General features: G+C 56.4%; 7 protein-coding genes. 2 read left to right on the top strand and 5 right to left on the bottom strand.

The genetic code is table 11. The features are described from left to right. Positions 1-72 precede the first annotated feature (72 nt). The gene (locus IPH75_01590; protein ID MBK7140754.1) at positions 73-3,468 is read right to left on the bottom strand and encodes an alpha-amylase; all 3,396 of its coding nucleotides are present in this window, start codon (positions 3,466-3,468) and stop codon (positions 73-75) included. A gap of 325 nt (positions 3,469-3,793) precedes the next feature. Here IPH75_01590 and IPH75_01595 point away from each other — a divergent pair, with 325 nt between their 5' ends. Together IPH75_01595 and IPH75_01600 are read left to right on the top strand one after the other, a co-directional pair. Beyond that, the gene (locus tag IPH75_01595) at positions 3,794-4,408 is read left to right on the top strand and encodes a YfiR family protein (GenBank protein ID MBK7140755.1); all 615 of its coding nucleotides are present in this window, start codon (positions 3,794-3,796) and stop codon (positions 4,406-4,408) included. A 38-nt stretch (positions 4,409-4,446) separates the two neighbouring features. After that, the gene (locus tag IPH75_01600; protein ID MBK7140756.1) at positions 4,447-6,102 is read left to right on the top strand and encodes a HAMP domain-containing protein; all 1,656 of its coding nucleotides are present in this window, start codon (positions 4,447-4,449) and stop codon (positions 6,100-6,102) included. Positions 6,103-6,197: 95 nt separating this feature from the next. On the opposite strand, the gene IPH75_01605 is transcribed toward IPH75_01600, so the two are convergent. The 4 genes from IPH75_01605 to IPH75_01620 all read right to left on the bottom strand — a co-directional run bounded on the left by IPH75_01605 (position 6,198) and on the right by IPH75_01620 (position 12,419). Beyond that, positions 6,198-7,820 carry a hypothetical protein gene (locus IPH75_01605; protein ID MBK7140757.1) on the bottom strand — a complete coding sequence of 541 codons (1,623 nt, stop codon included), beginning with the start codon at positions 7,818-7,820 and terminating at the stop codon, positions 6,198-6,200. 582 nt (positions 7,821-8,402) lie between these two features. After that, entirely contained in the window at positions 8,403-10,358 is a 1,956-nt protein-coding gene (locus IPH75_01610) for a VCBS repeat-containing protein (protein MBK7140758.1), read from the bottom strand. A gap of 137 nt (positions 10,359-10,495) precedes the next feature. Next, positions 10,496-11,287 carry a response regulator transcription factor gene (locus IPH75_01615; GenBank protein ID MBK7140759.1) on the bottom strand — a complete coding sequence of 264 codons (792 nt, stop codon included), beginning with the start codon at positions 11,285-11,287 and terminating at the stop codon, positions 10,496-10,498. Next, on the bottom strand, positions 11,280-12,419 hold the full coding sequence (locus IPH75_01620) for a histidine kinase (GenBank protein ID MBK7140760.1): 1,140 nt from the start codon (positions 12,417-12,419) through the stop codon (positions 11,280-11,282). The genes IPH75_01615 and IPH75_01620 overlap by 8 nt, the downstream gene beginning before the upstream one ends. Between the last annotated feature and the right edge of the window lie 196 nt (positions 12,420-12,615).

Genomic DNA, 12,615 nt, shown 5'->3' on the forward strand with positions numbered 1-12,615 from the left:
TCGGAGCCCCGGTCGGGGGCTCTGTGTCACTTTATGCGAAAACAGCAGGGATCGGCAATAATCCCTTAGCGGTCATTTGACTGGCGGTCGTGGAAGGCCATACTCGGCCAGGAATGCCTCGACCTGGTAGCCGAGTCGGTCGGCCCATGTTGTCAGGTCAGAAGCGGCGGTTCCGGCATGCGCCATCAGGTCGATCGGTTGCGGCTGTAGTTCGCGCAGACCGGCGAGAGTGGCGATCAGGAAGGTCGAAATGAGTCGGTCAAACTGCTCGCGGTTAAACCAGTGTGCTTCCTGGTAGCGGTTAACCCGGAGGAATTCAGACGCGGCATCGGTGTCAAACAGCCGTTGCAGGGATGGACCGAGCGGTTTTTGAACAGTAGGCTGCAGCAATTCGGGGAAAGCGATCAACATCCAGACGAGGAGGGCATTGTCGCGTGAGCCGCGGAGATCGCCGGTCCGTTTTTCGAGGACACGGGTGACGGCGGGGACTATTCGCCATTCGTTCATGCGCTGCAGGGCGATGGCATCCTGGCGGCCTTCGGGCAGGCCCACTCGCAGGAGATGATAAAGCACAGACCAGCAGACGAGCGCATCATCGGAGACATTGGTGATCTGTTCGGATGGCGGAGCATCGGACTCCGGTTCGAGCTCAACCGTCGTGATCTCATCGGCAAGATCATCATCGGGAGGCGCGACCCATTCCAGTTTCGCCTGGAGCTGTTTGAATATCCTGAGATCATCAGTCCCGGATTGCAGGTATTGGTCAAGTGTGGTAAGAGCATTCTGCAGACCGGAGGCGACATCGGCCAGTGCCTGATCGTAATCATCGGTATCGAGCAGATCCAGCGATGTGTGGAGAAGTGACTCAAGAGGAGTGAGGATTGGCTCCAGTTTCATCTCGTAGTGAGCTTCGTCAATATTGGGGACGCCGCCGCCGTCGAGGCGTCGCTCCATCTCCGCCCAGGAACCATCGGAGTCGTGCATTTCTCGCCAGTCAATGAAGGCATGGAACTGATAGGCATGGAGGCGGGTCCAGAAGCCGTCGTGCTGAAGGCGCCGTCCATTGCGAATATATTCCAGTCCGGTGGCGTGGTCGCGGAAGAGGTAGTAGTGACTGCCATCGGTATTCAGATCCAGAGCATCGGCGAGATTGCGTCGCACTATATGAGTTTCTTCTCCCTGTCCGACGTTTATTTCAGAAGAGGTGTGGATGGTGCCATTAGTGGAGGAGTAGGCGTTGTTATAGAGAATCAACGCGCGCTCACCGAACGCACGGTTGGTGAATGCGTAGACGTTTTCGTCGACCCATCCATCGGGGTGAACGAAGTCAAAAAAGGCAAAGTTGGCGGCGCCACTAAACAGATAACGCTTGTGCATCAGGGGGAAGATCTGTTGTTGGTGGCGACGGACCATTTCTTCATCGACATGCTCATCCCAATAGGCGCGGCGGTATTCCATACCGTACTTTTCGGTGAAGCCTTCGATCTGACCGTGGCCGAACATTGGCAGTCCGGGCATCGTGACCATCAGCATCGCAACGCCGAAGTATTTATCGCCGCGACCGAATTGCTCGACAGCGGTTCGTTCATCGGGATTATTCATGAAGTTGACAAATCGCTTGATCACTTCGGGGCTGAAGGTGAGGACGTTTTTGACGGTTTGTCGGTAGTTGGCGTTCTCTTCCATCTTCAGCATGTTCATGAAGGCGGAGTTGTAGACGCGGTGCATGCCGAGCGTGCGAACAAAGTAACCTTCCATCAGCCAAAAGGCCTCGGCCAGAAGAAGCGTATCCGGGACCTCTGCGGCCACGCGGTCGACCACCTGACGCCAGAATTCCTCGGGAAACACAGCATCAAAATCGGTGCGGGTCATACCATGTTCAGCGCGTGAGGGGATGGCGCCACCATCGCCGGGTTGCGGAAACCAGAGACGTTGATAATGTTTTTTGGCGAGGGTCATGGCGGCATCAAAGCGGATGATCGGGAAATGGCGGGCGACATGGAGGATCGTCTGAATGACCGCCTCGCGAACATCGGGAATCATGAAATTGAGTTGGGCGGTGTCGTTCCAGGGCATGCTGGTGCCATCGTTGCCGTGGTAGATGTAGCGGACATCGCCAGTCCAATTGTCGGTGCGCTTGAAGACGACTGCGGCGTCGGTATGATTCCAGTAACCATCTTCGATCTGGATGGTCACACGCGGGTCCCAGGAGAGATTAGCGCCGGTGAAGCGGTAGGCGGGGAAGGGGGGATAATTCAGTTGCATGAACCAATCGGGGTGTTCTATACTCCATCGAGAGTATATGCCCATGTGGTTCGGGACCATATCGGAGGCGAGGCGAATGCCGCGCTGCCAGGCCCGCTGACGCAGTTGGTCATAGGCGGAATCGCCTCCCAAGTCTGCGGCGATCGTATAATCATAGAGAGAATAGGCCGAAGAAACGGCTTCCGGGTTGCCCATAATTCGCTTGATCTGTTGTGAAGCTGGTGAGCGTTCCCAGACGCCGATCAACCAGAGCGCGGTGAAGCCGAATCTGGCGAGGCGATCGAGTTCTTCATCGGGAATATCGCTGAGCAAATGAATGTCGCGGCCGTAACGTTTGGAGAGCTGGTCAAGCCAGACGTAGGTAGATTTGGCGATCATGACGACATTGGACATCCAGTCAGCATCGGGGCTGAAGCGTGCCGGTTCGGGATAGCCGAAGCTGTCGCGATATTCCTGTCCCCAGAACTCCATGACAGGGACCGGGCCGCCGGTAGGCGGCAGGCGGAAAGCGGCCTGTTCTCGAAGGATGTCTGTGGCGAGGAGCGTACGTTCGACCAATTCGACGGGCAAAAAGCGTGACCAATAGGTACGTATAAACTCCAGCTGGCCCTCCAATGAAAACGGCGAGGCCAGCATAGGGGCGCGCAGGCAATCGAACAGAGGCAGTCCGACCGGGTCAACAGTCGGTTGAGTAGCGAAAAACTGCTCCAACCGGGTGATCAGCGGCATGTACGGGACTTGTTGCCGAAGCGGCTGGTCATCGTACAGCGGACGGAACGGCAGAAAGGCGGGATTCTCCATCGATAGTTCGAGGAGGATCATCTCGCCGACGGAGACTTCAAGATGGTCGACCTTGTCGCTGATGGTCCCCAGATATTCTGACTCGTTCTGGCTACCGGCCAAAACCGACGGCGGCGGAAAAAGTTGGACGAATTTGGGCGGCGGAAGCTCTACTATCTCGCTGGAGCCGAGCGAGCGGGCATGGGAGAGCCCCTGTCCGAGTATCTTGGGATGCTGCTCATGGCAGAAGAGCATCAGGACATATCTGAGAATATCGGTAATGGTAGCGGCAGTGATCAGATCACCGGGCCGGATCGGGATCGTGCCGGAAGGGAAATTGAGCAGCTGATCGTTGAATTTAGCGGCGATCAGCCGGAGGGCCGCCGGTGGGGACTGAATCGGTGCCGACTCCGGGGCGACCATGGCGCGGAGATGGAGGCGGTCGATGGTCTGTCGGGAGATCGGGATCCCGAGAGGGAAGTAGTGATGGAGGCGACGATCTATGAACAGTTCGGACATACGTGACTCACTCTTTCAGACTCCCGGCATATTGAGACGGGGGCAATGGAACAACATGATTCAGACTACATAGATAGGGAGACAGGCCATGAGACGCAATCTTTTGTATCGACTTGCTGTGCATTTCCTGCACAGGCGGCGGAGGGAAGATCCAGTGCAGTTTTCATCCGGAATCTGGGCAAAGCGCCTAATGAATACCAGTATCTCCCCGATATTTGGTAAGAAAGCTATGGTAACGCTGAATCACAGGATCCAGCCAGGCTGGGGCGATGTATTGCCCGGCCTGCCTGCAAAGGGGATGTACATGCGCGGTCGTTGGCTAGTTGTGGGGCTATTGGTTTGGGCGATGCTGGTCGGTCCGGTCAGCCAGGTCGCAGTCGCAGCGGATGCTTCGGAAAAGGCGGATTTTGTCGCCAAACTGATCGATTTCGTGGAGTGGCCGGCGGGAAAAGGGACAGATGCATCGGGCAGTGTAGTGATCGCCTGCGTGGGTGATTCACCGGTGATAGCGTCGCTGAAAGATGCGGCCGCCAGGAAATCGGCGGAGGGGATGAAAGTGACGGTTAAAACGGTCGCGGCGGGCGATCCGTTGGCCGGGAGCCAGATGGTTTTTATCGGCGCATGCGACAAAGCCGAGCTGGCAAAAGTATTGAAAGCGGCTGCCGGACAGCCGGTGTTGACGGTTAGCAATTGCACCAAGTTCGCGCAATTCGGCGTGATGGTAAATATTCTGGATGATTCTGATGGGGGCGCGAAAGTCAAGTTTGAGGTAAACACCATTACGGTCAAAGAGGCTGGGTTGAAGATCGGCGCACAACTGTTGAAGTTGGCGACGGTGATCTAAACCTTTGGGCAGTTCCTCGACGACCAGAGGCAGGAGAGATGCGCAAACTCCGCGACTACTCGATCAGGGCTAAGCTGACATTCATGATCATGCTGACCAGTATCAGCGCTCTGCTGATCGCCAGCACGGTATTTGTGTTCAACGATCGTTCGACTTTCAAGCAGGGGATGGTCGACAACCTGACTGTTCTGGCGACGGTGTTGGCGAACAACAGCGCGGCGGCGGTCAGTTTTGAGGACCAGGAAGCCGGGAACGAGGTTCTTGGCGCTCTTTCCTCGGACGAACACATTACTTCAGCGCAGATCGTACTTGGTACGGGCGCCACGTTTGCGCAGTATTTACGAGCCGAAGCCAAGTTGCCTGCTTTGCAGGTAGCGGGATTGGCGGATGGCGCACGATTTGATGCAGAGCATCTTTACGTTACCAAAGTCATTTCCGCGAAAGGGAAGCCACTTGGATACCTGGTGATCCAGTCGGATCTGACGGCATTGGCCCAGCGACTCCGCTGGTTCGCGGGGGTCTCTTTCCTGATCGCGCTGGCGATCGGCGCCTTGTCGATCGGTATCGTCGTGATCTTCCAGCGGATGATCTCAAAGCCGATCGTCCATCTGGCGGAAGCGGCCAACGGGATCGCGGTCGGCGATATCAATCAGCAGATGGAGTTTGAATCAGGAGATGAGATCGGCAAGCTGTATGCCGCGTTCAGGAATCTCCGGTCGTATATCCATGACCTATCGGCCGCGGCGGAGCGGATCGCCGCAAATGACCTGACTGTGGTGGTGACGCCGAAATCTGAGAAAGATGTGTTGAGCCATTCGTTCCGGTTGATGGTGGTCAGCCTGACCAAGATGGTGGGACAACTTCGTTCAAGCGCCACGGAGATGGTTTCGGCGGCGACGCAGATCTCGGCCTCGGCCTCGCAGATGCTTAGCGGGGCACGCGAGCAGGCGCAGCAGATCCAGGGGGTATCTTCCTCGATCGAAGAGATCAGTCATACGATCATGGCATCGGCAGAGAATGTACAGGAAGCGACCTCGGCCTCGCGCGCGGCCAGCGAAACGGCTGGTTCAGGCGGACGTCTGGTGGACGATACGATACGCGGAATGGAAAAGATCGAAGCGGTGGTACGGGAGTCGGCCAAAACGATCTCTAAGCTGAGCCAGTCATCGCAACAGATAGGTCAGATCGTCAACGTGATCAATGATATTGCGGACCAGACCAATTTGCTGGCGCTGAATGCGGCGATCGAAGCGGCGCGCGCCGGCGAGCAAGGACGTGGATTCGCGGTAGTGGCGGATGAAGTACGCAAACTGGCTGAACGGACCGGCAAGGCGACCGGTGAGATCGTTCAGATGGTACGCTCTATCCAGGATGAGACGGTTGAGGCGGTTGAATCGGTCAAGACTGGCTTGCAGGATGTTGACAAGGGACGCGAACTGGCGAATCGTGCCGGTGCAAACCTGCAGGAGATCGTTAATATGACCCATCAGGTGATGGGGATGATCCAGCAGATCGCGCTGGCGGCGAATGAACAATCGACGGCGGCAGAAGGGATCTCCCGTCATATTGGCGATATATCGGCAGTGACGAAAGAGACGGCGGCGGGCGCGGAGCAGTCATCAGCGGCCGCGGCACAGTTGAGCCGCCAGGCGGAGTCATTGCAGACGATGGTGGAGCAGTTCAAGCTGGCGTAAGTTCTCGACACGATAGAGAATCAGAAAAGACAACGGACGTTGCATTCGGCAACGTCCGTTTTTGTTTTATCCCACTCGGCGACGGGAAGCCTGCGTCACGGGCAGGGGGGGAGCGTCACCGCGCCGGGCGGGGAGAGGAGATACGAAATGAGCATGGAGAGATCGGTCAGGTCGATCGGGCCGGTCGTATTGATATTGGCCTCGCTAAGGCAGTCCAGTTCCGGCCGTGGGGTGATGACCATATAATAGATCAGGACGCTCAGGTCGGAGAGATCTACGCCGCCATTGAGGTCAACATTCCCGGTGGTACCTTCGCAACAGGAGACCTTGCCGCTGACAATGGTCAGCAGAGGATTGGCGACGGTGGTGTCGTTGTGATAGATCCTCGCGGTATCGAGGAGGTTACCGACGGCGCTGGGGTTCCAGAGGATCTGGATCGAGTCGACATATGGTTTCTCGGGGATAGTCAGCGGCAGCGATGTCAGGTTGTATAGCTCTACATTCGAGGTATGGCCAAAGCGGATCGAGTCGATCCGCACCGGACCATAGCCATCCTTGCCGACGAGAATCCAGGGGAGGCTGAAACTGCCGGTGGGGACAGTCCCCATGTCAAGAGAGTCGGTGATCATATTGGTGTATGGGGAGGTGTAGGTTGGGAGGATGGCTCCGCCGAGTCCGCCATACGCCCCTTTGTCGTTCAGTAGTGAACCAAGTGCCGGCCAGAGCGCGTTGCCGGGATTGCCGAGATCTTCTCGGTCGTCGTACATCGGATCGGGGTCGCCGGAATCTATTCCGGGTGAGCCGGGGAGGAGGAAGAAGTTGCTGTCAGCGAAGAGCGGGATTTCATCGATATTGCCGGTTCCGGCATAGCCTCCCTGAATATTGTTAAACCAGATGGTGGTACTTTGAGCGCCACTGACCCAGAGCTGAGCGGGAGTTCCGCTGTTGCCGCGAATGATGTTGTTGTGAATGTCGATCTCGGAGTTGCTGACAGAGAGCCCGCCCCCGGTGTTGGTTGTGCTGTTGGCGATGATGGTGTTGTTTTCCACCAGGGTAGTGGCGAGAGAGCCGTTGTTCCAGATCCAGAGTCCGGCTCCGCCGAAATCAGTTCCGCCCGAGTTACGCCAGACGACATTATTGCGGAAGATGACCGGGGCATGGAAGGAGACCAAAGCGCCACCGTAATGTGCCTGATTGAAGGCAAAGAGATTTCCTTCGATCACCGGACGGGCTCCAGACTGAAAGCCGACGCGCATGCCGCCACCGCCGCAGGAGGTAACACCAGGTCCGCGGAGGATGGAGCGATTATTGATGATCAGGTTATTTTTGATACGTGGGCTGGCGCCCTCGATGAGAATGCCGCCTCCTTCGCGATAGACCAGATTATCTGAAATGTCCCGCCATTTGGTGCCGGTGCCACCGGTTATGGTGAATCCTGTCACAACCATGCTCGTATCCTGAAGTCCGGCAATGATGATGACTGAGCCGGTATCGGCAAAGGTCGGGCTGCTGCCATCCAGAACGGTATTCCAAATATCCATCGGGTCACCCGAGAACAGGTATTGGCTGGCGAGGACTATTCGTTTTGAGCGGAGGTTGACATTGGCGTAGTGATGTCCCGGGGCAACTAAGATGGTATCGCCGTTTACTGAAGCGTCGATAGCCGACTGGAGGGTGGGGTGGTCGGCCGGGAAATGGATGATGGCTGCGTTAGCCATACTTCCAAGGGATACCAAGGCCAGAACCAACAACAGGATGAGGGGGCGGACATTTTTCATAAGATGTTTCCTTTACATCTACTCGTACGCGACTAAGAGGGTTGTTGGCAGGATAAGCGTGTTCGGAGGAAAACGAAATGCGCTTGCAGTGAGTTGTCTGGAAAATGCCGCGAACGGCAAAGTCGAAGTGGCGGGCGAAAAGCTGCGGTGGGGAGACCCGGGGTACGCTAACCGAGTCTCCCTAATTGGACCCTCACACACCGCATGTCTTCAAAAAGTAGTTTACTCAACAGGCCATTCAGGGACGGGATCGGCCCGAAACGTTGTCCGGATGAACCCTGTCCTCGTCGATATACGGAAGGGTCGGCGGGAAAGGTTCGCCAAAAGCGAAAAAAATAGGTAAGTGCTTACATTTTTTTGAGGATAAACGGGGAAACGTGGAGAGACCCACTCCCGCATAGACAGGGACGCAGTGGCGGTATAATACGTGCAAAGAAATTTTGATAAAAAATGGGGTCGGCAGATAAAACTGCCGGCCCCGTGTCCAAACTGCCGTTCATAAGCATATCTCTCTAAGGCGGTCTATGGGCAGTTCGGGAGGGTGATCGGCCCTGCGGTCAGGTAGGTGATCAGGCGGGCCAGGTCGCTAAGATCGATACCGGCCAGACCGTTGACATTGGCTTCGAGCGGGCAGGGGAGGGTCAGTCCACCGACCGTCATGTAGGTGATCAACGTGGCCAGGTCGCTCAGGTCGACATTTCCGACGTAGTTGACATTGCCGGTGGTCCCAAGGCAACAGCAGGCATCGCCTATGTCATCGTTATTCGCGTCCTGCTGGCCGGGGTTGTCGACGGTCGGGCAGTTGTCACAGAGGTCGCCGATCCCATCGGAGTCCGAGTCGGCCTGATCGGTATTGGCGAGCACGGAGCAGTTGTCGCAAACATCGCCGACGCCATCGCCGTCAGCATCTTCCTGTCCGGGATTGAAAGTGGTCGGGCAGTTGTCGGCGCAGATCTGACCATCGCCATCGGGATCAACATTCGGGCATTCGGTGATTGCCAGGTACTGATCGACGGTGACGTTTTCCTGCACGGTAATAATGCCGCTGGGCCAGGTGATGATGATAGAGTCAATAGTGGTAGCATCGCCTAAGCCGAAGTGGGGATCCATCTGGCTTTGATTGCAGTATCCCGGTTGAGATGAAACCTCACGCATTTGCCAGGTGGGGATGCCATTGATAGTCGCTTTGACGCGTACGCGGGTGCCGATCGCAGAGCGATTGCTGGAGAGCGCCTGAAGATCGACGATCAGCCAGTGGTTGCTGTTGCCGTTGTTCAGATAGAGCGAGTTGTTTTCATTGGCTCCCTGGCATCGCGCCACGGCGAGGTCGAGATCGCCGTCTTTGTCGACATCGCCAAAGGCGCAGCCGTAGCTCCAGCCGGTTTCGGTGGCGGTGCTGTCATCGAATTCGCGGGTGAAAGTTCCGTTGCCGTTGTTGATGAAGAGGAGGTTGTTGTCGTCAGGCGGCCCAAAGGCGCGAGTGATGAAGAGATCGATATCGCCATCGTTATCAATATCTCCCCAGGCGGTTGAGACAGCATCTCCCGGGATTGTGGTGACGGGAGAGCCCACGATGCGGGTGAAGCTGGTACCATCATTGCGATAAAGCAGATTGGTCTGTGCCCCGTTATTGCCGACTACCAGGTCAAGGTCACCGTCATTGTCGTAATCGCCCCAACTGGCGCTGAAGGACTCGGCAACATCGGTAACATGCGGGCCGGTCAGGATCTTGGTGAATGTCCCGGCGCCATCGTTGCGGTAGAGATTGTTGACGGTGTTGGCCTCGTTGGCGACATAGCAATCCTGATCACCGTCGTTGTCGTAATCTGCCCAGGCGCCAACGCGTGATTTCAGGGCATCGCTCGTGATGCTACCGAGAAATACGCGGGTGAAGGTGCCATCATCGTTATTGCGATAGAGTTGATTCCGCTGATCTCCAGCGCTGTTGCAGACCTGCAGATCAAGGTCGCCATCGGAATCGTAATCAACCCATGTGGCGGCCTCGGAGTAATCATTGTCAAAGGTGGGTTCGGTGCCCATTTCCTGCGTGAAAGTGCCATCTCCATTATTTATGTGGAAAAGATTTACCTGTGCCCACCAGGTGGCGACATAGCAGTCCTCGTCGCCGTCGTTGTCATAGTCGCCGAACGTGGCGCCATCGGATGCGGCCGCAACGGTACCAATGGATGGGGTCATCATACGCGTGAAGGTGCCATCGCCATTTCCCTTGTAGAGGAAGTCTACCTGGTTAGACGAGGGTCCATTGGTGATGAGTAAGTCGAGATTGCCATCGTTGTCATAGTCGATGAAGTTGACAGAGCGGCTGTCACCACCATCAGAGACTACTGGCCCGGTGGTAACGGGGGTGAAGTAGTCAGTGGCGTAAGCGAGTTCGGTTGCGGCTACGAAAAGCATGCAGAGCGCCAGCATCTGAATGGCCCGAACAAGCGTGGTGCGGGTTGATCGAGGGTCGGTCATTGGTCTCCTCCTATGGGTGGGTCCGAAGTGATCCTGTTCATTTAGGTTCAACTTACGGGCGAAGGAGTGAGAGAGTGAGGCGAATGCAGTCAACCGCTGATTTGTTGCGGTGAAGCGTCAAAAGTGGAGAAAAATGGTCAATCCTTTTCGCCGAGGAAACCGGAGAGGTTGTCGCGATAGGAGCGGCTCATCTTGAGATTGGTGCCGTCCTGCAGAATGACGATGAACTCCGACTGGAAGTGGCGTTTCAGTTCTTTAATGCGAGTTGAGTTGACGATAGTCGAACGGTGGATGCGAATGAACTTGGCCGGGTCGAGCTGCGTTTCGAGTCGATTGAGTGTTTCCCGGATCAAGTGCGTTTTCTTGCCGGTGTGGAGCTGGACGTAGTAGTCAGCAGCCTCGATCCAGTCGACATCGTCGGTGTTAACGAAGTAGATCCGGTCGCCTTCTTTGATGACAAATCGTTCGAGAAAGCCGCGGGTATCGATCTTGACTTCTTCGCGGCGGAGGGCCTCAAGCAGTGCAGTCATGCGAGCGGTGATCGCGCCGCCCCGACGCAATTGCAGGTCGGACTTGATCCGTTCGAGGGAGGTCTGGAAACGTGCCGGGTCGACCGGTTTGAGGACATAGTCGACCGCGTGAACCTCGAAGGCGCGGATTGCGTAGCTGTCATAGGCGGTGACGAAGACGATCAGCGGCATCGGTTCGCCGTCAAGCGCCTTAAGGACATCAAAGCCGTTCATGCCGGGCATCTGGATATCGAGAAAAACGAGGTCGGGGTGGTGGAGGCGGATCATCTCAATCGCTTCGGCGCCATTGCCGGCCTCGGCAACGATGGAGAAACCGGAATCCGGCTCCAGCAACATGCGAATTCCTTCGCGGGCGAGCGGTTCATCATCGACGATCAGAGTCCGGATCTTCTCAGCCATGAGTCGATTGCTCCTCAGAACGATAGGGGATCTCCAGCAAGGCGATAGTCCCGCCGGTAGGCGGCGTGGAGAGGCTGAAATGGTGTTGTTCGCCATAAAGTGCGGCAAGTCGGGTGCGGGTAGAGCGCAGGCCGACTCCTTCACCGCGGCTTTGCGAGGGGGTAGCGAGGCCGACGCCGTCGTCTTCAACTTTGAGCGTGAGACTTTCACCATTCCGCATGGTGGTGACGCGAATATGGCCGATGCCTGACTTTTGCGCGAGGCCGTGGCGCACGGCATTCTCGACAAGGGTCTGGAGGACAAATGACGGGACCTGGGCTTTAAGGGCGCTGTCATCGATCTGCATTTCCACCTGCAGGCGATCACCAAAACGAACCTGTTCAATCTCCAGGTAGCCTTTGACTATCTCAAGCTCTGTTTCGAGCGGGATAACCTGTGTACCGCCTTTGGCGAGGACATGGCGGAGCAGTTCGCTGAGGCGGTTGAGCATTCGCTGGGCGGTGTCGATCTCACCTTTGCGCATCAGGACCGATATTGAATTGAGCGTATTAAAGAGAAAATGCGGCTGTAACTGGGTATGCAGCGTATCGAGTTGGGCGCGGGTCAGTTCTGCTTCGAGTTTGGAAGCGCGTAGTTCCCGCTCATTGTACTGGCGATAATAGTCGAGCGCGTAGTAAACAGCGACAATGCCTGAGTAGATGAAGATCGACCAGGGGAGCATCCAGATGATCTCGCGCATGCAGAGGTCGATCAGTTGATCGGTGGTGAGTTGTTCTTTGTGCGCCCAAACAGAGCCGATCACGCCAATAACCAGAGTGATCGAGGAGGTGGTCGCCGCAAAAAGAAAGTGAAGCGGGGCAGACCAGAGGAGCGATTTACGGGTGATCCGGACATGTTTGGCCAGCCAAACGATCAGCGGGACAAGCAGCGCCCAGGTGAACCAGTCGAAAGATTCTCCCTTGATCCAGGTCCAGAGATCGGACTCCAGTCCCTTCTGCACATAGCGAAGGTGGCTCAGGACTGCCACAAAACAGGAGATGAAGAGCGCACCGCCGAAAACCAACAGCGCGGCCAGCCATCGTCTTCGACGTTGGCCGAGGAGGGGGGCTCTGTCAGGGTGATCAGCTTGCATGACGGTATCGACCATTTCCGGTGGTGTCGGTTTTCATCGGGCGAAATATACACCCGACGGGGCGAACGTGCAAAAGAATGCTGTGAGGCGACCGGATCCTGCAGTGAACGGCGTGGCGTTAAAAAAACTTGCCATGCTGGTCGGTCCAGTCTATCCTGACGGCACTACAACAAGCGAAATCTTCGAAGTGAGCAAA

Source organism: bacterium (assembly GCA_016708025.1).
GTDB lineage: Bacteria > Zixibacteria > MSB-5A5 > GN15 > FEB-12 > FEB-12.

Bases quoted from the DNA above. Each gene is read 5' to 3' on its own strand.
- IPH75_01590 (MBK7140754.1), bottom strand. From the start codon at position 3,468: ATGGTCGCCCCGGAGTCGGCACCGATTCAGTCCCCACCGGCGGCCCTC.
- IPH75_01595 (MBK7140755.1), top strand. From the start codon at position 3,794: ATGGTAACGCTGAATCACAGGATCCAGCCAGGCTGGGGCGATGTATTG.
- IPH75_01600 (MBK7140756.1), top strand. From the start codon at position 4,447: ATGCGCAAACTCCGCGACTACTCGATCAGGGCTAAGCTGACATTCATG.
- IPH75_01605 (MBK7140757.1), bottom strand. From the start codon at position 7,820: ATGGCTAACGCAGCCATCATCCATTTCCCGGCCGACCACCCCACCCTC.
- IPH75_01610 (MBK7140758.1), bottom strand. From the start codon at position 10,358: ATGACCGACCCTCGATCAACCCGCACCACGCTTGTTCGGGCCATTCAG.
- IPH75_01615 (MBK7140759.1), bottom strand. From the start codon at position 11,287: ATGGCTGAGAAGATCCGGACTCTGATCGTCGATGATGAACCGCTCGCC.
- IPH75_01620 (MBK7140760.1), bottom strand. From the start codon at position 12,419: ATGCAAGCTGATCACCCTGACAGAGCCCCCCTCCTCGGCCAACGTCGA.